This is a genomic window from Pseudomonas sp. Emmai, assembly GCF_055179735.1.
In genome coordinates this window covers 4,520,360-4,542,101 of sequence record NZ_CM143685.1, presented here as the reverse complement: position 1 = coordinate 4,542,101, position 21,742 = coordinate 4,520,360, and the positions used below count along the sequence as shown (strand labels likewise).

General features: G+C 61.9%; 19 protein-coding genes and 1 pseudogene. 10 read left to right on the top strand and 10 right to left on the bottom strand.

The genetic code is table 11. The annotated features are described in order from the left end of the window. Positions 1-17: 17 nt before the first annotated feature. From ACY4LX_RS20875 to ACY4LX_RS20855, 5 genes are all read right to left on the bottom strand, one after another. The gene (locus ACY4LX_RS20875) at positions 18-1,916 is read right to left on the bottom strand and encodes a TRAP transporter large permease (RefSeq protein ID WP_463257681.1); all 1,899 of its coding nucleotides are present in this window, start codon (positions 1,914-1,916) and stop codon (positions 18-20) included. A 15-nt stretch (positions 1,917-1,931) separates the two neighbouring features. Then, positions 1,932-2,975: a TRAP transporter substrate-binding protein gene (locus ACY4LX_RS20870; RefSeq protein ID WP_463257680.1), complete on the bottom strand. Its 1,044-nt coding sequence runs from the start codon at positions 2,973-2,975 to the stop codon at positions 1,932-1,934. A gap of 60 nt (positions 2,976-3,035) precedes the next feature. Next, complete coding sequence (locus tag ACY4LX_RS20865) at positions 3,036-4,241, bottom strand: CaiB/BaiF CoA transferase family protein (RefSeq protein ID WP_463257679.1); 1,206 nt, start codon at positions 4,239-4,241, stop codon at positions 3,036-3,038. Position 4,242: 1 nt separating this feature from the next. Further along, entirely contained in the window at positions 4,243-5,022 is a 780-nt protein-coding gene (locus tag ACY4LX_RS20860; RefSeq protein WP_463257678.1) for an enoyl-CoA hydratase-related protein, read from the bottom strand. Positions 5,023-5,095: 73 nt separating this feature from the next. Then, complete coding sequence (locus tag ACY4LX_RS20855; protein WP_463257677.1) at positions 5,096-6,235, bottom strand: iron-containing alcohol dehydrogenase; 1,140 nt, start codon at positions 6,233-6,235, stop codon at positions 5,096-5,098. Positions 6,236-6,410: 175 nt separating this feature from the next. On the opposite strand from ACY4LX_RS20855, the gene ACY4LX_RS20850 reads away from it, so the two are divergent. Continuing rightward, on the top strand, positions 6,411-7,334 hold the full coding sequence (locus ACY4LX_RS20850; protein WP_429512802.1) for a LysR family transcriptional regulator: 924 nt from the start codon (positions 6,411-6,413) through the stop codon (positions 7,332-7,334). Positions 7,335-7,499: 165 nt separating this feature from the next. Beyond that, complete coding sequence (locus ACY4LX_RS20845) at positions 7,500-8,840, top strand: PQQ-dependent sugar dehydrogenase (RefSeq protein ID WP_463257676.1); 1,341 nt, start codon at positions 7,500-7,502, stop codon at positions 8,838-8,840. A 13-nt stretch (positions 8,841-8,853) separates the two neighbouring features. On the opposite strand, the pseudogene ACY4LX_RS20840 reads toward ACY4LX_RS20845, so the two are convergent. Then, positions 8,854-8,976, bottom strand: a pseudogene (locus tag ACY4LX_RS20840) (AraC family transcriptional regulator); the annotation flags it as partial. A gap of 752 nt (positions 8,977-9,728) precedes the next feature. On the opposite strand from ACY4LX_RS20840, the gene ACY4LX_RS20835 reads away from it, so the two are divergent. From ACY4LX_RS20835 to ACY4LX_RS20825, 3 genes are all read left to right on the top strand, one after another. After that, complete coding sequence (locus tag ACY4LX_RS20835; protein ID WP_123408760.1) at positions 9,729-10,097, top strand: DUF6124 family protein; 369 nt, start codon at positions 9,729-9,731, stop codon at positions 10,095-10,097. Positions 10,098-10,416: 319 nt separating this feature from the next. Next, the gene (locus tag ACY4LX_RS20830; RefSeq protein WP_463257675.1) at positions 10,417-11,355 is read left to right on the top strand and encodes a cyclase family protein; all 939 of its coding nucleotides are present in this window, start codon (positions 10,417-10,419) and stop codon (positions 11,353-11,355) included. Positions 11,356-11,459: 104 nt separating this feature from the next. Beyond that, positions 11,460-12,395 carry a LysR family transcriptional regulator gene (locus ACY4LX_RS20825; protein WP_463257674.1) on the top strand — a complete coding sequence of 312 codons (936 nt, stop codon included), beginning with the start codon at positions 11,460-11,462 and terminating at the stop codon, positions 12,393-12,395. Here the strand turns inward: ACY4LX_RS20825 and ACY4LX_RS20820 are convergent. The 3 genes from ACY4LX_RS20820 to ACY4LX_RS20810 form a co-directional block, all read right to left on the bottom strand. Beyond that, entirely contained in the window at positions 12,388-13,371 is a 984-nt protein-coding gene (locus ACY4LX_RS20820) for a cyclase family protein (RefSeq protein ID WP_463257673.1), read from the bottom strand. The genes ACY4LX_RS20825 and ACY4LX_RS20820 overlap by 8 nt on opposite strands. A 145-nt stretch (positions 13,372-13,516) precedes the next feature. Continuing rightward, positions 13,517-13,819, bottom strand: coding sequence for an NIPSNAP family protein (locus ACY4LX_RS20815; protein WP_463257672.1), 303 nt, complete (start codon positions 13,817-13,819; stop codon positions 13,517-13,519). Between the two features lie 24 nt (positions 13,820-13,843). Beyond that, positions 13,844-15,010 (bottom strand): iron-containing alcohol dehydrogenase, encoded by a 1,167-nt coding sequence (locus ACY4LX_RS20810; protein WP_463257671.1) that lies wholly within the window; start codon positions 15,008-15,010, stop codon positions 13,844-13,846. 155 nt (positions 15,011-15,165) lie between these two features. Between ACY4LX_RS20810 and ACY4LX_RS20805 the strand changes: the two genes are divergently transcribed. From ACY4LX_RS20805 to ACY4LX_RS20795, 3 genes are all read left to right on the top strand, one after another. Continuing rightward, positions 15,166-15,948 (top strand): SDR family oxidoreductase, encoded by a 783-nt coding sequence (locus ACY4LX_RS20805; RefSeq protein ID WP_463257670.1) that lies wholly within the window; start codon positions 15,166-15,168, stop codon positions 15,946-15,948. A 241-nt stretch (positions 15,949-16,189) separates the two neighbouring features. Next, positions 16,190-17,494, top strand: coding sequence for an MFS transporter (locus tag ACY4LX_RS20800; RefSeq protein ID WP_463257669.1), 1,305 nt, complete (start codon positions 16,190-16,192; stop codon positions 17,492-17,494). A 15-nt stretch (positions 17,495-17,509) separates the two neighbouring features. Beyond that, entirely contained in the window at positions 17,510-18,610 is a 1,101-nt protein-coding gene (locus tag ACY4LX_RS20795; RefSeq protein ID WP_463257668.1) for an NAD(P)/FAD-dependent oxidoreductase, read from the top strand. A 274-nt stretch (positions 18,611-18,884) separates the two neighbouring features. Here the strand turns inward: ACY4LX_RS20795 and ACY4LX_RS20790 are convergent, their stop codons facing one another. Continuing rightward, positions 18,885-19,784: a LysR substrate-binding domain-containing protein gene (locus ACY4LX_RS20790; protein WP_149661341.1), complete on the bottom strand. Its 900-nt coding sequence runs from the start codon at positions 19,782-19,784 to the stop codon at positions 18,885-18,887. Positions 19,785-19,904: 120 nt separating this feature from the next. On the opposite strand from ACY4LX_RS20790, the gene ACY4LX_RS20785 reads away from it, so the two are divergent. Continuing rightward, positions 19,905-20,921, top strand: coding sequence for an aldo/keto reductase (locus tag ACY4LX_RS20785; RefSeq protein WP_463257667.1), 1,017 nt, complete (start codon positions 19,905-19,907; stop codon positions 20,919-20,921). Continuing rightward, positions 20,918-21,715 carry an SDR family NAD(P)-dependent oxidoreductase gene (locus ACY4LX_RS20780; RefSeq protein ID WP_463257666.1) on the top strand — a complete coding sequence of 266 codons (798 nt, stop codon included), beginning with the start codon at positions 20,918-20,920 and terminating at the stop codon, positions 21,713-21,715. The genes ACY4LX_RS20785 and ACY4LX_RS20780 overlap by 4 nt, the downstream gene beginning before the upstream one ends. Positions 21,716-21,742: the final 27 nt, after the last annotated feature.

The window sequence follows — 21,742 nt, the reverse complement described above, 5'->3', positions numbered from 1 at the left end:
GGCTATCAAAGGAGTGATCAGGTGTTGGGCAGGAAACCGATGGAAATCCACGGCACGGCAATCAGTACGCCCAGGGCCACCACCAGCGCCCCGAGATACGGCCAGACCCGGCGCATGGCGCCACTCGGATCGACCTTGGCGATGGCGCATGCCGCGTAGAAACCCACGCCAAACGGCGGCGCGAACAAGCCCAGGCCCATGGCGAAGATCGCGACCATGGCGTAATGCACGTCGTTGATGCCCATGGTCTTGGCGATGGGAAACAGCAACGGCCCGAACAACACGATGGCGGGGATACCTTCGAGGAAACTGCCCAGCAGGATGAAGGCCACTGCGGAGATGATCAGGAAGCCCATCGCACCCCCAGGCACCGTGGACATCACTTGCGCCAGTTGATGGGAAAAGCCCGACTGGGTCAGCGCCCAGGCCATGGCGGTGGCGCTGCCGATAATGATCAGAATCGCGCCGGACAAAGAGGCAGTGCTGACCAGGATCGGATAGAGGCGGCGCCAGTCGAAGCAGCGGTAGCACAGCAACCCGACGACAAAGGTGTAGGCCACGCCAATCGCCGCCACTTCGGTGGCCGTGGCGACGCCTTCGACCACCGCCGTGCGGATCACAAAGGGCAGGGCCAACGCAGGTAATGCAACCAGCAGCGAATGGCCGATTTCCTTGCCCGTGGCGCGTTTGCCGGTGGAGGCTTCGCCCTTGCGGTTCTTCCACCAGATCACCGCCGCCATGGCAATCGCGCCCACCACTGCCGGCATGAAGCCGCCGGTGAACAGTGCGGAAATCGACACACCGGTCACCGAACCGATGGTGATCAGCACCAGGCTCGGCGGAATGGTTTCCGACATCGCCCCGGATGCATTGAGCATCGCTACCAGTTCGTTTTCGTCCTCGCCGCGTTTCTTCATTTCCGGAAACAGCGCCGGGGCGATGGCGGCCATGTCCGCCGCCTTGGACCCGGAAATCCCCGAGATCAAGTAAATGGCGCCAATCAGCACATAGGACAAGCCGCCGCGCACATGGCCGATCAACGAGCACAGGAAACGGATCATCGCCCGGGCCATGCCCATGGCTTCGATCAATGCGCCCAAAAACACGAACAGCGGAATCGCCAGCAGAATCAGGCTCGCCATGCCTTCGTCCATGCGCCCGACTACCAGGGTCAGCGGCGTGGCGGTCATGGTCGACAGGTACGCCACGGTGGCCAGGCCGAACGCGACCATAATCGGCACGCCGATGATGATCATCGCCATCACCCCGATCATGAAGAACACGATCAGGTTCCAGTTGCCCATCAGCAACAGCAGGCCCTCGCCGACCCACAGCAACGCCGCCATGGAGGCCAGCATCGCCACCGACACCGTGAAGTCGATCAGCCGGGCGCTGGTCAGCAGGCGCGCGAGGCAGGTCATCAGCATCAGGCTCAGGCCGACCGCAATGGCGGACACGCGAAAGGCGTTGGGGATTTCCAGGGCGGCGGTGGTGATGATCCACTCGTCGCTGACGTACTCCCAGGCCGGGGTGAACAGCAGCCCGATAAACGCGATAACGATCACCGCGCCCAAAGTGTCGATAAAGGCGCGTTTCTCCGCAGGTAAACGCCCGATAAACGAGGTGAGGCGCATGTGTTCGCCGCGCCGCATCGCCACCACCGAACCGAGCATCGCCAGCCACAGGAACAGCAGCGAGGCCAGTTCATCGCCCCAGACAATCGGCTGATTCAGCACATAACGGGAGAACACGTTGCAGAACAGCAGGGTGACTTCGACCACCACCAGCAACGCCGCGCTGCCCTCGGTCAGCCAGCGCAGGCCGGTGTCCAGGGCGCGGCCGAGGCGCAAAGTGGTTTGCCGTGGGCTGAGTCCGTCAGCAGGAGAAACGTCCGTCATTCGTAGTTCGTTTTTCATGACCCGGTCTCCGGCTTAGGACAATTGACCCGCGTACTGCTCGAGCAAGCTCCAGGCTTCGGTGCCGTACTTTTCTTTCCATTGGGTGTAGAAGCCTTTGGATTGCAGGTCGGTCCTGAACAATGAACGGTCGACTTTGTTAAACGTGATGCCGTGGGCGGTCAGGGACGGCTCCAGGCTGGAGTTGAGGTCGATGACTTGCTGACGCTGCACCAGCGCGGCGGCATTGATCTGCCGGGAAACGATTTCCTGCACGTCAGCGGGCAGTTTCGGGAAGGTCTTGCCCGAGGCGACGATCCAGAAACCGCCCCAGATGTGGTCGGTCATGGAGCAGTACTTCTGCACTTCATAGAAGCGCGCGGCTTCGACGACCACCAGCGGGTTTTCCTGACCGTCGACCACTTTGGTTTGCAGCGCCGAGTAGGTTTCGTTGATGCTGATGCCGGTAGGGGAGGCGCCCAGGGCGCTGAACATTGAGGTCCACAACGGGCTGACCAGCACCCGCAACTTGAAACCGGCGAGGTCTTGTGGCGTGTTGATTGGCCGGGTCGAACTGGTGATCTGGCGGAAGCCGTTGTTCCAGACTTTCTCCATCGGGATCAGGCCGACCTTCTCGGTCTTGGCCCGCACGTACTCGCCGAGCTTGCCGTCCAGCGCGGCCCAGACACTGTCGTAGTCCTTGAACGCGAACGGCATGCTTTCGATGGACATGGCCGGCACCAGGGTCGAGAGAATCGCCCCGGGCAATGGAATGAAATCGATGGCCCCGGCGCGCACCTGGGACAGCATGTCGGTGTCGCCGCCCATGGCGCCGTTGGCGTACACCTGCAGGTCCACGGCGCCGTTGGTTTCGGCTTTGATGGCGAGTGAAGCCGCCTTCATTTGAATGTTCAGTGGATGGGTGTCGGGCAGGCTGCTGGTGTAGCGCAACACGATGGGTTTGGTCGCCGCGAAGACGCCGGAGGGCAGCAGGTTGGCGGCGAAGGCGCCACCCACGGTGATGCCGGCAGATTGCAGGAATGATCGGCGGCTAACGGCCTCGGTCAAGATACGGCTCATGATGTTCACCTTATTGTTTTTGTAGTTGTTCGGAAAAACCGCGCTCACAGGGGCGTTGTGTCAGGCCAGTGCCACCACGGCTTTGCTTTTGATCAGCTCATCGATTTCAGCGTCCGCATAACCGCTTTCCTTCAGTACCTCACGGGTGTGCTCACCCAGCAGCGGCGCATGGCGGCTGGTCGGTGGCGCGGCGTTGTCCATGTCGGAGAAGTGAATCGGCAGGCCCATGCCGCGCACCCGGCCTTCGGTGGGGTGTTCGGTTTCCACCACCATGCCGCGCGCGATGGTTTGCGGGTGGGCGAGGGCGGCGGCGATGTCCAGCACCGGCCCGGCAGGCAGGCCGAGGCTGTCGAACAACACCATCCATTCATCGGTAGTGCGCGCCACCAGTACTTCGTTGAGGATGTCCACCAGGGCCAGGCGATGTTCCATGCGCAAGGCGTTGCTGGCGAAGCGCGGGTCGGCTTTGAGTTGCGGCACGGCCAGGGCTTCGACCAGGCGTTCGTAGTTGGCCTGGTTGGCGGCGCCGATGTTGATCCAGCCATCGGCCGTGCGGAACACCTGGTACGGCGCGCTGGTGGAGTTGGCCGAACCCATCTTCGGCAGGATGGTGCCGTCGGCGAAATACGCCGCTGCTGGCCAGTACATCTGTTGCAGACCGGCTTCGAACAGCGAGGTGTCGACCATTTGCCCGAGGCCGGTTTTCTGCTTGGCGGCGTAGGCGGCGCAGATGCCGAGGGCGGCGAGGATGCCGGAGTTGATGTCGGCCACTGGCGAGCCGGCCTTGACCGGTTCACGCCCGGCTTCACCGGTCATGCTCATCATGCCGCTCATGCCTTGGGCGATCAGGTCGAAACCACCTTTTTCACCAAACGGCCCGCTGCGCCCGTAGCCGGAAATCGCGCAGTAGATCAGGCCCGGATTCAAAGTTTTCAGGGTGTCATAACCCAGGCCGAATTTTTCCATGGTGCCGGCGCGGTAGTTTTCCGTGACCACATCGGCGTCCAGCAGCAGACGGCGCAACACGTCGCGGCCCCCGTCGGTCTTCAGGTTCAGGCCGATCCCGCGCTTGTTGCGGTTGACCACCATGAACGAGGCGGATTCGCCGCTGGCCATGATCGGCGAGAAGCGCCGCGAGTCGTCACCGTCCGGGACTTTCTCAACCTTCACCACGTCGGCGCCCATGTCGGCCAGCATCATCCCGCACACCGGCCCGGACATGATGTGAGCCAGTTCTACAACGCGCATACCTGTCAGCGGTCCCATGTCATTTGCCCTCGAAGTGTGGTTTGGCTTTGGCGATGAATGCGTTCAGGCCAGTCTGGAAATCGTCGGTGTCGTAGCAGAAGTAACTCGCGTCGATCTGCTCGGCGGTGGGTGCCACGCCGGCCTCAAGCTGCAACGCAGCCTGGCGATGCCAACGGGCGACCAGCGGCGCGCCTTGGGTGATGCGTTTGGCGGTGGCGAGGGTTTCGGATTCGACCTCGGCGTCCGGGACGACCCGGGTTACGAGGTTTTTCACATAGGCGTCGTTGGCGTCGAGAATGCGGCCCTCCAGGAGGATTTCCAGGGTCGTCGAGCGCCCGGCCAGCGCCACCAGCCCGGCCATTTCGTCATAGGACATGACCAACCCGAGCTTGCCCACGGGTGCGCCGAAACGGCTGGAGCTGCCGCAGATGCGCAAGTCGCACAACGCGGCGATTTCCAGGCCACCGCCGACGCACACGCCGTGGATCATGGCGATCACCGGGTGCGGGCATTCGACGACGGCGCGCATGGCCGCCGAGGTGATTTCGGCATAGTGGCGAGCTTGGCCCTGATTGGCACGCACGCTCGGGAACTCGCTGACATCGGCGCCAGCGGCAAAGGCTTGCTCGCCGGCACCGCGCAACACCACGCAACGCACGCTGGAGTCAGCGGACAGTTCGCGCATGACGTCCCCCAGGTCCTGCCACATGGACAGGGTCAGGGCGTTCATTTTCCCAGGGTGGCTGAGGGTGACGATGGCAATGGCGGCTTGCCGTTCGATAAGGACGGTGGGCTTCATGATTGTTCCGCTGTCGTCAGCTGGGCCGAGGACGCGGTTGCCTCCTGATTTATTGTTGTTGGATAGCGCTTGCTTACAGCGATTGTTCGAGCATCGACCGGTAGTCCGCCGGCGAGGCTTCCCGAGGGTTGGTCTTGTGGCTGTGATCGTGCAGGGCGCCTTCGATGATCCCGGCGAACAGGCTTTCATCGACGCCGATCTCGCTCAGGCGGGTCGGCAGGCCCAGGCGTCGGGTCATGTCTTCGATGGCGACGCCGATATCGGCCCCGGCTGCAAGGCCCATGGCGTGGCGCAGTCGTTCGAGTTTGCGCTCGTCACGCACGGTCGGGGCGTTGGCGTTGAAGTCGACGACGGCCGGCAAAAAGATCGCGTTCAACGTGCCGTGGTGCAGCCTCGGATTGATCCCGCCCAAGGCGTGGGACAGGCTGTGTACACAACCCAATCCTTTCTGGAACGCGAGGGCGCCTTGCATCGACGCGCTCATCATGTTCATCCGTGCTTCACGATCACCGGGCTCGGTGGTGGCGCGTTCGATGTGTTCCCAGGCGCGCCACAGGCCATCGAGGGCAATGCCGTCGGCAGCAGGGTTGAAGGCCGGGGCCATGAAGGTTTCGATGCAATGGGCGATGGCGTCCATGCCGGTGGCGGCGGTGAGCATGGCGGGCAGGCCGAGGGTCAGTTCCGGGTCGCAGATCGCCACGCGCGGTACCACATACGGCGAGATGACGCCGACTTTGCGGCCATCATCGAGGATCAAAATGGCGCCGCGGCCGACTTCGCTGCCGGTGCCGGCAGTGGTCGGAATCGCGATCAGCGGCGCGGTGGCGGCGGTGATGCGATCCAGTCCACCTTCAATCACCGCAAAGCTTTGCAGCGGACCATCGTGGGTGGCGCAGACCGCCACGCCCTTGGCCAGATCGATGGACGAGCCACCACCCACCGCGATGATGCCGTTGCACTCGCCGAGGCGGTATTGCGCGACGGCTTCGCGCACGGCGTGTTCGTTGGGATTGGGCGGGGTGGCGTCGAAAATCGTCGGCGTCAGGCTGCCACCCAGGGCGGCGATGACTTTGTCGACGATGCCGGCATTGCGCACGCCGAGGTCAGTGACGATCAGCGGCCGGGTGATGCCGGCGCGCTCGGCTTCGGCGGCCAGGTGTTCCAGGCTGTCGTAGCCGAACTGGATCTTGGTGACGTAATTGATGAGGGACATGATTCACCACAAGTTATACAGGATTGTTATTGTTGCAATCGGTCCGGGGCAGGAGGGCTCTCGCTCTCGGGTCAAACCCATTGCATTGCCTGGTTGTGGGGTGGACTATAGGGCCGTCGCGGCGAGCCCCGATACTGACAACTTTCGATACCTCTATAACTTTTAGTTAATCCTGATGACGCCCTCACTCAACTCAATCATGTCCCGCCTGCACATCAAGCAACTGCGCTTGTTGATCGCCCTGGATGACCACGGCTCCTTGCTGGGCGCGGCCAAACAGGTCGCGCTGACCCAACCCGGAGCCAGCAAAGCCCTGCAAGAAATCGAAACCACCTTCGGCACTTCGTTGTTCACCCGCACTAACCGCGGGTTGGAACCCACCGATGCCGGACGCTCGGTGATTCGCTACGCCCGGTTGATCCAGACTGACCTCGCGCACCTGCGCGAAGAGATCATCGGCATCATGAGCGGCGAGGGCGGGCGGGTGTCGGTGGGCACCATCATGGGCGCCGTGCCGCTGCTGACCACCGCGATCAGCCGAGTGATCGCCGACCACCCCAAGCTGTCCATCGAAATCGTCGAAGACACCAGCGCCGCGTTGCTCAGCCAACTCGACGCCGGGCGCCTGGACCTGGCGATCTGTCGTACCACCATCAGCACCACGCCCTATCTGTACGAGAGCTCGACCTTCGTCGAGGAAACCCTGGCGGTGATCGCCAGCACCCAACATCCATTCGCCTATGCCCGGCAACTCTCGCTCAAGGACCTGGTGGATTACCGCTGGGTTGTCTACCGCGCCAACATGCCCATGCGTTTGCTGCTGGAGCGCGAGTTTCACGAGGCCGACCTGCGTTTCCCGGTGCACTTGCTGGAAACTACCTCAGCCTTCGCCACCCTGTCGCTGTTGCAGGAAAACCCGACCCTGGTCGCGCTGGTGTCCACCGACGTGGCCAAGTTCTGCTCCGGCTACGGCTTTACCACCACGCTGCCGCTGCCCATTACCTCGCGCAGCGAACCCTATGAGCTGGTGTCGCGCAAAAATGTGCCGGATTCGCCCGCCGCGCGGCTGTTGCGTGAGGCGTTGCTGAACCCGGTGTGAGGCTCTTCGAATACTGACTGGCTTTGAAACCGCGCATTCGTGCAATTACGGCAAATGTGATTTGAGCCAGACGCGGTGTTTGTCAGGGATCGGTGCCGCGATACTCCGCCGGGATTTTGTCTGTCTTATAACGGGCCCATGGATGGCCAACGCGAGGTTAGAACAATGAATGTGTCCAACCGACTTGCGCTCCTGATCACCGCCGCCGCACTGCTCAGCGCCTGTGGCGAGTCTTCCAAATTGCCGCCCCAGGCCAGCGTCGGCCCGGCGCCGCAGTTGCCGGAACCCACCACGTCGCTGATCCCTACCTTGAAGGTGTCGAAGGCCATCGGCTGGCCGGGCACTGCCATGCCCACGGCGCCGGCCGGTTTCAAGGTGACCGCCCTGGCGGAGAATCTGGATCACCCGCGTTGGGTCTATACGCTGCCCAATGGCGACCTGCTGGTCGCCGAGAGCAACCACCCGCCGATGCCGGAAGGCGCCACCGACGGCGGCTCTGGGCCGATTGCCTGGGCCAAGCGCAGCGTCATGGGGTTTGTGATGGGCCGGGTCGGGGCGGATGCGCCGAGTGCCAATCGCATTACTTTGCTGCGTGACGCCGACGGCGATGGCCGCGCCGAAGTGCGCACGGTGTTCATGAGCAACCTGACGTCGCCGTTTGGCATGGCGTTGGTGGGCAATGAGTTGTTCATTGCCAATGCCGATGCCTTGGTCAAAGTGCCGTACAACCCGGGTCAGACCGAGGTCAGCGCCACGCCGGTGAAAGTCACCGACCTGCCCGCCGGCATCAATCACCACTGGACCAAGAACGTTATCGCCAACCCCGACGGCACCAAGCTCTACGTCACGGTGGGCTCCAACAGCAACGTCGGCGAGAACGGCCTGGAGGCGGAAGAAGGGCGCGCGGCGATTTGGGAAGTGGACGTCAAAAGCGGCAACAAGCGCCTGTTCGCCAGTGGCCTACGCAACCCCAATGGCCTGGCCTGGAAACCCGGTTCGACCCAGCTCTGGACCGTGGTCAATGAACGGGACGAAATCGGCAGCGACCTGGTGCCGGATTACCTGACCTCGGTGAAGGACGGCGCGTTCTACGGCTGGCCGTGGAGTTACTACGGCGCCCATGTTGATGTTCGCGTGGACCCGCCGCGCCCGGACAAAGTGGCCGAGGCCATCGCGCCAGACTACGCGTTGGGCACCCATGTAGCACCGCTGGGCCTGACGTTCTCCGATGCCCGAGGCATGCCCGCCAGTTTCGCCAATGGCGTTTTCGTCGGTGAGCATGGTTCCTGGAATCGCAATCCCCAGGCCGGTTACAAAGTGGTGTTCATCCCTTTCAGCGATGGAAAGCCTTCGGGGTTGCCGGTGGACTTCTTGACGGGATTCCTCAATGCCGACGGCGAAGCCCAGGGACGGCCGGTGGGCGTGACGCTGGATCAGGGTGGCGCGTTGCTGGTGGCTGACGATGTGGGGAACAAGGTTTGGCGTATCGCCGCCGCCAAACCCTAGATCGAGAGCGGACTCAGCGCGAGAAGCGGTTGCGATAGTCTCGCGGTGAGATCCCCAGGTTGCGCTGGAAGGTGAAGCGCATGCGTTCTTCATCACCAAACCCGCACTGCCGGGCGATCTGGTCGATGTTGCGTTCGGGTGGATGCGCTGGAGACTGGCAACCCGGAAGTGGCGTACGGCTGATTCGTTCCGACACCGAACCCCCGTAGGAGCGAGGCTTGCCCGCGAAAGCGGTCTATCTATAACGATGATGTCGCCTGACACACCGCCTTCGCGGGCAAGCCTCGCTCCTACATTCGTTTTGGGTGTTCACAAAATGGGTGGCCGACACCGAACCCTGTAGGAGCGAGGCTTGCCCGCGAAAGCGGTCTATCTATAACGATGATGTCGCCTGACACACCGCCTTCGCGGGCAAGCCTCGCTCCTACATTCGTTTTGGGTGTTCACAAAATGGGTGGCCGACACCGAACCCTGTAGGAGCAAAGCTTGCTCGCGATGAACGATAACGCGGTGTGTCTGGCGCACCAGCTAAACATGTTTAACGACGACTGTTTAAAGACATCCGGTGTTACGTCATAAACGGCTACAACGCCTTGCGCCGTTGCCTACGCGTACGCCAGAATCCGCCGGCTTGTGCGGCTTGGGGCTCGTCGGTAACTTTGTTCCTGTCACTGCTCATCAGTGATCGGGTTTAGTAGCTCGGCAGTCATCTTCGGTTGTACAAGCGTCATCCAGTCAGGTATTTGCCTGCAATTGATGGTGGTTGTGTACAGGGCGCCCTCGGGCGCGCCGGGGTTTTTAGGTGACTTTGCCGGTCTACTAACCTGTGCACAGCCGCCACCCCTCGTTTAGTAGCGAGTCGGTGCGGCTCTACTGGAGAAAGTCCCTATGTTCAAAGTCACACCTAATCCGCCGAATGCCGGTCCAGTCCCCTACGACGCCTCCTTCGAGCTTGACCCCAAGAAAATGAAAGAGGCCGCCGACCGCGCGCTCAGCCATTACCTCAACCCCGGGGCGACGAAAACGCAGATACCGCCCCGCAGTTCCGGTACTTTCTTCACCATCGACGCAGCGGTGGATGACGAGACGTTGCTGGTCGAGGTCTACGAATCGTTATCAACGGCCCGCAAGATGGTCAACGATTTCGTCGAGCTGACGGACGGCCCACGACGCCATACGATGCTGGTGTTGCATCGGTCGCTCCTGATGGGTGAGATGGCGGCCAATCGGATACTGGACAACCACAAGCCCGGGTAAGCGCCAGGCACGGTAGCGAGGGAGACGACTCCCTCACTGCCCTTGAACACTTTTGTGGCGAGGGAGCTTGCTCCCGCCGGGCTGCGAAGCGGCCCCAAATCGGTTATTGAGTTCTTTCAGGAGGACCGCGACAGCCTTGTTAGGGCCGCTTCGCAGCCCGGCGGGAGCAAGCTCCCTCGCCACAGGGGTTCAGTGCGAGACGTACCCGCGCCAACATGACTCATGACTATCCAGAACTAATGTATTGCCCATAGCTGTCTGTTTCCCCACAGACGGGCTGCGTACCTTGGGTTCCACTCGAAACCCACAAGGACGCCCCATGCTCAACCGTTTGATACTGCCGTTCATCTTGCTCTTCACCTTCAGCGCCGCCCAGGCTGCGGATGCGGAAAAATGGTACCCCTCGAAATACGGCGCCAACGATGAAATCGGCGCGCTCAATCTGCTAAACGCCGACTCGGTGCTCAACGCCGCCAAACTGATCAAGACCGGCAAGACGTATCCGCTGGCCGTACCCATCGACAAGACCCTCCCGGCCTTCCGCCATCGCAGTTTCAACCTGACCAACGTCCAGCCGGGCGAGGCGGGTGGCACGACCATGGGCCCGAACAAATTCACCTTCAACGATGAACTGGTGGTGGGTTGGACCGGCGTCGGCACCCAGCTCAACGGCATCGGCCATATCGGCATCGATTACGTCTACTACAACGGCAACCGCGCCGCCGATTTCGTCACCGTCGAAGGAGTGAAAAAACTCGGCATCGAGAAAGTCCCGCCGATCGTCACCCGTGGTGTGGTGCTGGACATGACCGCCGTGTACGGCACACCGATCGTCCCGGAAAAAACCGAATTCAGCGTCGCCGATATCCAGAAAGCCCTCGACCTGCAAGGCATCACCATCCAGAAAGGCGATGTGGTGTTGTTCAACACCGGTTGGCTTGAGCTGTTGGGCAAGGACAACAAGAAATTCCTCGCGGTGGAGCCGGGCATCGGCATGGCCGCCGCCAAATGGCTGGTGGACAAGCAGATTGTCGCGTTCGGCGGTGACACTTGGGCTTCGGAAATCTACCCGGCCAAAGATGGCCAGGAGTTCCCGGTCAACCAGTACATGCTGGCCAAGAACGGCATCTACAACCTGGAGCTGATCGACAGCCGCGCCCTGGTCAAAGACAAGGCCTGGGAGTTCATGTTTGTCCTCGGCCAGCCGCTGTACAAGGGCTCGACCCAGGTCAACATCAACCCGGTGGCGATTCACTGACAACTCCGTAGGAGTATGGCTTGCCCGCGATGGCGTTCTTGAGATGGCCATCGCAGGCAAGCCTTGCTCCTACGAAAAACAACGTTTCTGGACATGGAGAACACATGGACACGGTGCCTTCCCTCGCCAGCATTGCTTCACGCTTGCGCCTCAAACAACTGCGCCTTCTGATCGCCCTGGATGATCGCGGATCCTTGCACAAGGCCGCCGAGCATATTTCCATCTCGCAGTCCGGCGCGACCAAGGCGTTGCATGAAGTCGAGTCGTTGATCGGCATGCCGCTGTTCGAGCGCCAGCCCAAGGGCCTGGTGGCCAATGAAATGGGGCGTTGCATGATTCGTTATGCGCGCCTGATTCATAGCGATGTCGAGCATTTGCACGAAGAAATGCTCAGCATCCTGCAGGGCCAGGGCGGGCGCTTGTCGGTGGGGGTGATCATGGGCGCGATGCCGCTGCTGACCCGGGCCTTGACCGCGTTGCGCCTCAAGCAGCCAGAGCTGTCGATCGAACTGGTGGAGAACACCAGCGCGACCTTGCTCGGCTTGCTGGATCAGGGACGGCTGGATCTGGCGATTTGTCGCACCAGTGTCGGCCAGCGTTCAGACGCCTATGACTGTATCGAACTCAGCGAAGAACCCTTGGCGGTGGTTGCCAGCCAGGATCATCCGCTGGCGGGTGCCCGGACTTTACAGCTCTCGCAACTGAGCGATTTCCGTTGGCTGGTCTACCCCAAGGACATGCCGATGCGCCAGGCCCTGGAGCGCGAACTCAACGAGGCCGGGCTGCAAATCCCGCGTTATCCGCTGGAGACCTCGTCGATCTTCGCCACCATCCTGCTGGTGCAGCAAGACCCAACGCTGCTGGCAGTGATCCCGGCGGAAGTCGCCGCGTTCTGCGAGCAACACCATTTGTTGGTGAAACTGCCAGTGCTGTTGCGTGCCTTGAGCGAACCTTTCGGCGTGATCAGCCGGGCCGGCGCCGACCTGTCTCCGGCGGCGACCCTGCTGATCAACGCGCTGCAACAGGACCCGGTTACTTGATCACAATCGGGTTCACCGGCGCCCCGGTACCACCGACGATCTTCAGCGGCGCGGCGGTGTAGAGGAATTTCCACTGGCCGTCGGCGGCACAATCGCTGGCCAGTTCATCGAGCAGCGCCACTTCGGTGAACGTCACGCCGAGGTTGCGCATCAAGGCGTTGTGTAACGGGATCATTACCCCGGAGGCCGGGTCCACCGCTACTTCGTTGGCCATGGTGTCGGTGACCAGGTTGGGGATTTCCATCTGGTGAAACCATTCCACCAGTTCACGGCTGAAGGTCAGGCCAGGCTCGGCGAAGTCCTTGTAGAACTCGTCCGGTTCGCGCTCGTAGAACGAGCCGATCCAACCGGTGCGGATGATCAGGATGTCGCGCTTCTCGATCTCGATGCCCTGGGCTTTCGCCGCCGCCAGCAAGTCCAGGTGGGTGAAGGTCTCGCCCTTGTCCAGCACCGTTTTGCCGCGATGCCGGGCCATGTCGATCAACACCGCGCGCCCGACAATCCCGCGCTCGGCAATCGGCAGGATGCTGGCCTTGTCCATGCTGCCGATGGTGCTCATGGCGTCGTAGCCGTTCCACAACTTGTTGTCGTGCCAGACGTGGCCCAGGGCGTCGTACTGGGTCGAGCCTTGCAGGTGCATGAAGATCACGTCGTCGGCGTATTCGACGTGGCCGTCGAAGTGGGTCTTGCCGGCCAGGAAGTGGCCCTTGTCCAGCACGTTGACCCGCATCGACGGGCGACGACCGGGCCACAGCGGTTCGCCTTTCGGGTGACCGATCTGGACTTGCAGGGTGAAGGTCTTGCCCTGGCGCACCGAGGCAATGCCACGCAGGACCTCGGCTTCTTGCAGGTAATTCAGGGCGCCGACTTCATCGTCCGGGCCCCATTTGCCCCAATTGGTGGGGAGGCCTTCGAGGAGTTTTTTAGCGTCGGGAGAACGGTCGGCGGCGGTGTTGTTGGTGTTGTGGTCGCACATGAGGGTTGTCCTGGGATTTGACGGCCGTACCCTTTCTTGAGCGAGGCTTGCCCGCGACGGCGGTGTGTCAGTCGACATCATTGTTGCTGACACGCCGCCGTCGCGGGCAAGCCTCGCTCCTACAGGGGAACGGTGGCGTCTGGGGTTATTTGATCGGTGAGAAATCCGCGGCGATCAGCAGTTTCGATTCCATTTTTTCCAGCATCGGGAAGGCGATGGGCACAAAGCCTTCCAGCCAATCCGCATCCTGATACAGCGCCGCACGTTTCTTGATCCGCTCATCAAGGCTCGGGTAGGCCCAGATATGGATCACCTGGTTCAGCTCGCCGATTTCCGTGTACCACCAGCCCACCAGCGTGGCGTAGCGGGAGATCACCGGCAGGCCGTTCTCTTCGAAGTGCTTGAGGTAGGTCTGCATTTTTCCGATCTGGATTGTGTAGGTGCGCATTTCGTAAAACATGGATTTCGTCTCTCAGGAATGAAGGCCGTGGTAGGCGTTGTTGATGATCCGTTCGATGTCGGCGGCGGTGGTCAGGCGTGGGTTGACCAGCACGTTGCCGCTGCGCATCGAGTCGCTGACCATTTGCGGCATGTAGTCCAGGTCCACGCCCAGGTCCTTGATGTTGGCCGGGATGCCGATGGCTTTGTTCAGCGCCATCACGTGCTCCACCACTTTGCGCCCGGCATTGGCGAGGCTCAGGCCATCGACGTCTTCGCCCATGGCGATGGCGATCTCGCGAAACAGCTCCGGGCAGGCCGCCAGGTTGTATTCGATGACGTAGGGCAGCAGCGTCGCGTTGGCGATGCCGTGGGGGATGTTGAACACGCCGCCGAAGGTGTGGGAGATCGCATGCACGTTGCCGAGTTTCGACTGGGCGAACGCCACGCCGGCCAGGAACGAGGCGAGCAGCATCTGTTCCCGCGCATGCAAATCCGAACCGGTGAAAAACGCCTTGGGCAGGTGCGTGCAAATCATCTTGATCGCTTGCAGGGCCAAGGCCTGGCTCACCGGGTTGGCCTGTTTCGACACGTAGGATTCGATGGCGTGGGTCAAGGCGTCCATGCCCGTGGCGGCGGTGATGGACGGCGGCAACTTGAGGGTCAGTTCGGCATCGAGAATCGCCAGTTTCGGAAACAGCGCCGGGCTGATGATCACCGTTTTGAACAGTGTCTTGGTGTTGGTGAACACCGTGGACGCCGTGCATTCGCTGCCGGTGCCGGAGGTAGTGGGGATGGCGAAAATCGGCAGCGGCGGGTGCAGCAGTTTGTCGTAGCCTTCGTAGTCGAGGATGTTGCCGGGGTTGGTGGCCATGGCCGCCACGCCTTTGGCGGTGTCGATGCTACTGCCACCACCGACGCCGATCACCGAATCGCAGTCATGGCTTTTCAGAAAGGTGACGGCGCGCTCCAGCACGTCGGTGGTGGGGTTGGGTTCGACGCCGGTGAACACTTCATAGCTGATCTCACTCGCGGCCAGCGAGGCGAAGAAGCCTTCCATCACGCCCGACGCCATCAACCCTTCATCGGTGACCACCAGCAGTTTTTTTCGAACGTGCGGCTTGAGCAATGCACCGGCCTGACGCACCAGGCCGTTGCCGCTCTTCAAGGTCGTGGGGAAATAAAACTGGAACGGGTTCATGGGTGTCTCCGGTTTCTTATTGGTCGGGAGACAGTAATTAGCGAAGCGGGCGGCTGATAATGAAAAGGTCTGATCCGGGGATCACTCTTTGTCATCCCCTGACGCTTCGGGTGGCAGTGGTAACGTAGGACTTTTCAACGGTCAGGAGCATCGTCATGGATTTAGGAATATCAGGCCGCTGGGCCATCGTCTGCGCCGCCAGCAAAGGCTTGGGTTTGGCCTGTGCGCGAGCCTTGGCGAAGGAGGGCGTGAACCTGGTGATCAACGCTCGCGGCGAAGAGGCCTTGCAGGTCGCCGCCACGGAACTGCGCACCTTGGGTGTCGAAGTGCGCACGGTGATTGGCGATATCAGTGAAGCGAGCGTGCGCGAACTGGTGCTGGCGGCGTGTCCGCAGGTCGACATTCTGGTCAACAACGCCGGCGGCCCGCCACCGGGTGATTTCCGCGACTGGCAGCGCGAAGACTGGCTGAAAGCGCTGGACGCCAACATGCTCACGCCCATCGAGCTGATCAAGGCCTGTGTCGATGGCATGGCCGAGCGCGGTTTCGGGCGTGTCGTCAACATCACCTCCGGCGCGGTGAAGGCACCCATCGACGTGCTGGGCTTGTCCAACGGTGCGCGCAGTGGCCTCACCGGTTTTATCGCCGGGCTCGCGCGCCAGTCGCGGCTGGCGGGCAACAACGTGACGATCAACAACTTGCTGCCGGGGCCATTCGAAACCGAGCGCTTGAACAAAACCCTGAGCGCTGCCGCCGACGCCAACGGCACCAGCGTTGAAGCCGTCAGCGAACAACGGCGCAAACACGTGCCGGCCCAGCGCTTCGGCCAGCCCGATGAATTCGGCGCCTATTGCGCCTTCATTTGCAGCGCCCAGGCGGGGTTCCTCACCGGGCAAAACTTGCTGCTGGACGGCGGCAGCTACCCCGGAACGTTCTGATCTGCCGGGGGATGACGTTCAGTGATCCCCCAATCAGATCCCCTCATTATTCACTCGTCGGGCGCGTGATTAGAGTGGGGCTGCTTGCCCATTACCAAACCTGTAGGAGCGAGGCTTGCCCGCGAAGAACGATAACGCGGTGTAACCGGCAGACCGCGGCGTCCCATTCGCGGGCAAGCCTCGCTCCTACAGGTGTTGTGTATTGGGTCGCTTGCATCCACAACAATAAAGAGTGCCCCTCATGAACAATCCGAGTGCCGAAACACTTTCCCTGGCCGCCATCGAGCGTCCCACCAGCGTGCGCTGGCGAATCTTTCTGATCATGTTGCTGCTGACCGCGATCAACTACATCGACCGCGCTTCGCTGTCCGTGGCGTTGCCGCTGATTTCCAGCGAATTCCAGATCCCGCCAGCGCTGGAAGGCTTGATGCTCAGCGCGTTTTTCTGGTCCTACGCCTTGATGCAGATCCCCGGTGGCATGCTGCTGGATCGCTTCCAGACCCGCCGCGTGATCGTGATCGCCACCGTCGCCTGGGGCGCGTTCCAGGCCCTGGCCGCCGGCGCGCACAACTGGATTGTGCTGCTGATCACGCGCATGGGCCTGGGTATCGCCGAATCGCCGATCATGCCCGCCGGGGCCAAACTCAATGGCGCCTGGTTGACCCCCAACGAACGGGGGCGCGGCGCGGTGCTGGTGGACGGCGGCGCGCCGCTGGGCAGTGCGTTTGGCGCAATCATCATTGCCGGCCTGATCGGCTGGTTCGACTCCTGGCGCATCGCCTTCGTCATCGCCGGCATCGGCACCATGCTCGCCGGCGTGCTGGCCTGGAAATACATCCGCAACCACCCCAGCGAACACCCCGGCGTCAACGCGGCCGAACTGGCGCACATCACCGAAGGCAATCGCAAAACCAGCCAACCCGGCGCGGTCACCAGCATTGCCCTGAAAGAACTGCTCAAGGACCGCTCGGTGCTGGCGATGTTCGCCGGTTACTGCTGCATCCTCAGCGTGTTCTACGGCTTGCTGACCTGGATGCCGAGCTACCTGCACCAGACCCACGGTTTGAACATTTCGAGCATGGGCGGCGCAACATTTCTGATCTTCATGTGCGGTTTCGTCGGCGAACTGGTGGGCGGTTATCTGGGCGATAAATGGAAATCCAGCGGCGCCTCGCCCAACCTGGTGATGCGCAGCATGTTCAGCGGCTCGGCGCTGGTCGCGGCCCTGTGCATGTTGGCGGTGGCCTACACGACCGAGGCGAGCCGAGCGATTGGCTTGCTCTGCGTGGCGATGTTTTTCATTCGCTGGTGCGGCATGTACTGGTGCATCCCGTCGATCCTCGGCGGCACGTCAAAAACCGGCATTCTGGCCGGCACCATGAATTTCTGCGGCAACATGGCCGGGGTGATCGTGCCGATCCTGATCGGCCTGATCGTGCAGTTCACCGGTTCGTACTTCCTGGTGCTGATCTTCTTCGTGGTCATGGCCGCGTTGCTGGCGATTTTTTCCAGCCTGATCGATTATCGGGAACGGGGTCTGGCGTGAATGAGCGGAGGGCAGGTGAGCGTCGATATTGAGTGTGTGGTGGTCGGGGCCGGGGTGGTCGGGCTGGCGGTGGCCAGGGCTCTGGCCTTGAGCGGGCGCGAAGTGATCGTGGTCGAGGCGGGCGAGGGGATTGGCGTGGGCATCAGCTCGCGCAATTCCGAGGTGATTCATGCGGGGATTTATTACCCGACGGGCAGCCTCAAGGCGCAGCTGTGTGTCGAGGGTAAGCGCCGGTTGTATGCCTTTTGCGACGAGCGTGGGGTGGATTACCGGCGGTTGGGCAAGTTGATCGTGGCTACCGATGACGGGCAGCGAGTGGCGTTGCAGCGGTTGCTGGATCAGGGGTTGCGCAATGGCGTTGATGATTTGCAATGGCTGGATTCCGGGCAGGCGCAATCGCTAGAGCCTGAATTGTCCTGCGTCGCCGCACTGTGGTCGCCGTCCACCGGCATTGTCGATTCCCATGGCTTGATGTTGGCGTTGCAAGCTGACGCTGAGGCCTCTGGAGCGTCGATTGCGCTTCACACGCCGCTGCTGGCGGCTCGTTGCATTGAGCAGGGTTTCGAATTGCAAATGGGCGGTGCGCAACCGATGACATTGAGCTGTCGCGAGTTGATCAATTGCGCGGGGTTGTCGGCGCCTGAGGTGGCTCGTGGCATTGAAGGTCTGCCGTCACGGCACATTCCAACCGCACGATTGTGCAAGGGCAGTTACTTCAGCTTAAGCGGCCGGGCGCCATTTCGGCACTTGGTCTATCCCGCGCCGGAAAGTGCGGGGCTGGGCGTGCACATGACGCTCGACCTGGGTGGCCAGGCGCGGTTCGGGCCGGATGTGGAGTGGGTCGAGCACATCGACTACCGCGTTGATCCGCGCCGGGCGGATGGGTTTTATCAGGCGATCCGGCGTTACTGGCCGGGGTTGCCGGATGACAGCTTGCAGCCAGCCTACAGCGGCATCCGGCCGAAGATCACCGGGCCGAAAGAACCGGGCGCTGACTTCGTCATCAGTGGCCCGGCCGAACATGGTGTGCCAGGACTGGTCAACCTGTTCGGCATCGAATCTCCGGGTTTGACCAGTTGCCTGGCGTTGGCTGAGCGGGTCATCACCGTGCTCTGATCGTTCCCATGCTCTGCGTGGGAATGCCTCAAGGGACGCTCCGCGTTCCAGCTCCGGGAAGGGACGCGGAGCGTCCCGGGCTGCATTCCCACGCGGAGCGTGGGAACGATCAGCTAATAGGCACCACCAACCCTTGTAGGAGCGAAGCTTGCTCGCGAACGCGGAGTAACAGTCAATTTAGATGTCGGCTGACACGACGCTTTCGCGAGCAAGCTTCGCTCCTACATTGGTCACGATCGTTCCCATGCTCTGCGTGGGAGCGTGGGAACGATCATTACTGCGAAGAACTGGGCTCCGTCAGCACCTTCCTGAACGTCTCCACCAACGGCCGCAGATTGATCCGGTGCCACGCCGCCCACAGCGGTCGGGTGAAGCCAATCCATGGCACTTCCCGCAGGACCACGCCGGGCGGTGCGTTGCGGCTCAGGCCTTTCTGGATCATGGCGATGCCCAGTCCCGAGGCCACCAGGGCCAATGCCGTGAAGGGGCCGGTGGCTTCCATGCGGATGTCCGGGGTGAAGCCGGCGCGGATGCAGGCGCTGACGAAGTTCTCGCGGCCGGTGAGGTTATGGTGGTGCTGCACGCCGATCCATTCCTGATGGGCCAGGTCTTCCGGCGTCAAAACCGCCTGCTGAACCAGCGGGTGATCTTCCGGCAAAGCAAGCAGCATCGGGTCATCCAGCACCTGGAAACCCAGCAAATCCGGGTCATCACTGACGGGCGGCTCACTCACCAGGGCGATATCCAGACTACGCTGGCGCAGGCCTTCCAATTGTTCGGCGGAGCTGAGGTTGTACAGCGCAACGTGCACGTTCGGCCGGTCCACCCGCAACACGCGCAAGGCGTTCGGCAACACGCCAGCATGCATGGCGTTCTCAATGTAGCCGATGCACAACCCGCCTTCTTCACCACGACCCAGGCGTTTGCCCAGGGATTCCAGGCGATTGGCGTGGGTCAGCAGGGCTCGGGTTTCGGCGAGGAAGGTCTGGCCGTCGCGGGTCAGGCGGATGCGTTGCTGGCTGCGTTCGAACAGGGTCAGGCCCAGGCGTTCTTCGAGCTGGGCAATCTGCCGGCTCAGGGGCGACTGGGAAATGTGCAGGCGTTCGGCGGCGCGACCGACGTGTTCTTCCTCGGCGACGGCGACGAAGTAGCGCAATTGGCGGATGTCGATCATGTCAGACCTCTAGGGACTCAAGTGCTGCGCATTATGTCTTGGACGGTCCGATCCTGCCAATCTACGATCTGCTCAACGGTCACCCATGCGCTGACCACTGACACTCAAGAGGAATCACCCATGAGCTTGAAAGACAAACTGCCCGGCACGCTGGGTTTCGGCACCGCCCCGTTGGGCAACATGTTCCGCGCCATCCCCGAAGAAGAAGCGATGGCCACCGTGCACGCCGCCTGGGATGCCGGCGTGCGTTATTTCGACACCGCGCCTTTCTACGGTTCGGGCCTGTCGGAAATTCGCCTCGGCACCGCGCTGTCCCAATACAACCGCGACGACTACGTGCTCAGCAGCAAGGTCGGCCGGGTGATTCTCGACGAAGTCGAAGACACCGCCGCCCGTGATCTGGGCGAGAAGGCCGGTGTGTTTGAACACGGTCGCCCGAACAAAATCGTCAACGACTACAGTGCCGACGCGACCATGCGTTCGATCGAAGACAGCCTCAAGCGCCTGCAAACCGATCGCCTGGACATCGTCTGGGTGCACGACATCGCCCAGGATTTCTACGGCGATCAATGGCTGGAATACTTCAACCAGGCCCGCACCGGCGCGTTCAAAGTGCTGACTCGTTTGCGCGAAGAAGGCGTGATCAAAGGCTGGGGTTTGGGTGTGAACAAGGTTGAGCCGTGCGAATTGACGCTGGACCTGACCGAAGCGCAGCCGGACGGTTTTCTGTTGGCTGGCCGCTACACGCTGCTGGACCATGACCGTGCGTTGCAACGCCTGATGGATTCGGCGCTGGCGCAGAACGTGGAAATCGTCGTTGGCGGTCCTTACAGCTCGGGCATTCTGGCCGGCGGTACGCACTTCGAATACCAGAAGGCGAGCCCGGCGATCATCAGCAAGGTCGAGCAGATCAAGAAAATTGCGGCGGCCCATGGCGTGAGCATCAAAGCGGCGGCGTTGCAGTTCTCCTTGGCCAACCCGGCCGTGGCGGCAGTGATTCCCGGTTCCAGCCGTCCTGATCGGATTGCTGAAGATGTGGCCGCGTTGAATGAGGTGATTCCTGCGGCGTTCTGGCAGGCACTGCGTGTCGCGGAGCTGATTTCCGAACGGGCTCCATTGCCAGGAGGTGTGGCATGAAAATCGATCTGACGGGGAAACTCGCCATCGTCAGCGGCAGCACCGCCGGCATTGGCCTGGGCATCAGCAAGGCACTGGCCGAATCCGGCGCCACGGTGGTGGTGATCGGCCGCGACTCGGCCAAGGTTGAGCAGGCGTTGGCGGACATTCGTCTAAGCGTGCCGAGTGCGCAATTGCGTGGCCTGACCGCCGACCTCGGCACCGCTGAAGGCGCCGAGCAACTGTTCGCCGCCGAACCTCGGGCGGACATCCTGGTGAACAACCTCGGCATCTTTAATGAAGTGGATTTCTTCGACGCGCCGGACAGTGAGTGGACGCGTTTCTACGAAGTCAACGTGATCTCCGGCGTGCGCCTCGCTCGGCACTACACGCCAGAGATGGTCAAGAACGGTTGGGGCCGGGTGATCTTCCTGTCCTCGGAATCCGGGGTGGCGATTCCGGCCGACATGATCAACTATGGCGTGACCAAAAGCGCCAACCTGGCGGTGTCCCATGGCTTGGCCAAACGTCTGGCCGGCACCGGCGTCACCGTCAATGCGATCCTGCCCGGCCCGACCTTCACCGACGGCCTGGAACAGATGCTCAAGGACGCCACCGCCGAGTCCGGCCGCAGCGCCCGGGAAGAAGCCGACGCCTTCGTGCGCAAGGCCCGCCCGAGTTCGATCATCCAGCGCGTAGCGGATGTGGCAGAAGTCGCCAACCTGGTGGCCTACATCGCCTCGCCACTGTCCTCGGCCACCACTGGCGCGGCGTTGCGGGTCGATGGCGGTGTCGTCGACAGCATGGCTATCTGAACCTGAATTCACAGAGAGAAACGTATT

Coding starts and splice junctions, on each gene's coding strand:
- ACY4LX_RS20785 (WP_463257667.1), top strand. CDS start 19,905: ATGAGCTTGAAAGACAAACTGCCCGGCACGCTGGGTTTCGGCACCGCC.
- ACY4LX_RS20815 (WP_463257672.1), bottom strand. CDS start 13,819: ATGCGCACCTACACAATCCAGATCGGAAAAATGCAGACCTACCTCAAG.
- ACY4LX_RS20790 (WP_149661341.1), bottom strand. CDS start 19,784: ATGATCGACATCCGCCAATTGCGCTACTTCGTCGCCGTCGCCGAGGAA.
- ACY4LX_RS20825 (WP_463257674.1), top strand. CDS start 11,460: ATGGACACGGTGCCTTCCCTCGCCAGCATTGCTTCACGCTTGCGCCTC.
- ACY4LX_RS20810 (WP_463257671.1), bottom strand. CDS start 15,010: ATGAACCCGTTCCAGTTTTATTTCCCCACGACCTTGAAGAGCGGCAAC.
- ACY4LX_RS20850 (WP_429512802.1), top strand. CDS start 6,411: ATGACGCCCTCACTCAACTCAATCATGTCCCGCCTGCACATCAAGCAA.
- ACY4LX_RS20860 (WP_463257678.1), bottom strand. CDS start 5,022: ATGAAGCCCACCGTCCTTATCGAACGGCAAGCCGCCATTGCCATCGTC.
- ACY4LX_RS20805 (WP_463257670.1), top strand. CDS start 15,166: ATGGATTTAGGAATATCAGGCCGCTGGGCCATCGTCTGCGCCGCCAGC.
- ACY4LX_RS20830 (WP_463257675.1), top strand. CDS start 10,417: ATGCTCAACCGTTTGATACTGCCGTTCATCTTGCTCTTCACCTTCAGC.
- ACY4LX_RS20870 (WP_463257680.1), bottom strand. CDS start 2,975: ATGAGCCGTATCTTGACCGAGGCCGTTAGCCGCCGATCATTCCTGCAA.
- ACY4LX_RS20875 (WP_463257681.1), bottom strand. CDS start 1,916: ATGAAAAACGAACTACGAATGACGGACGTTTCTCCTGCTGACGGACTC.
- ACY4LX_RS20780 (WP_463257666.1), top strand. CDS start 20,918: ATGAAAATCGATCTGACGGGGAAACTCGCCATCGTCAGCGGCAGCACC.
- ACY4LX_RS20820 (WP_463257673.1), bottom strand. CDS start 13,371: ATGTGCGACCACAACACCAACAACACCGCCGCCGACCGTTCTCCCGAC.
- ACY4LX_RS20835 (WP_123408760.1), top strand. CDS start 9,729: ATGTTCAAAGTCACACCTAATCCGCCGAATGCCGGTCCAGTCCCCTAC.
- ACY4LX_RS20865 (WP_463257679.1), bottom strand. CDS start 4,241: ATGGGACCGCTGACAGGTATGCGCGTTGTAGAACTGGCTCACATCATG.
- ACY4LX_RS20845 (WP_463257676.1), top strand. CDS start 7,500: ATGAATGTGTCCAACCGACTTGCGCTCCTGATCACCGCCGCCGCACTG.
- ACY4LX_RS20855 (WP_463257677.1), bottom strand. CDS start 6,235: ATGTCCCTCATCAATTACGTCACCAAGATCCAGTTCGGCTACGACAGC.
- ACY4LX_RS20800 (WP_463257669.1), top strand. CDS start 16,190: ATGAACAATCCGAGTGCCGAAACACTTTCCCTGGCCGCCATCGAGCGT.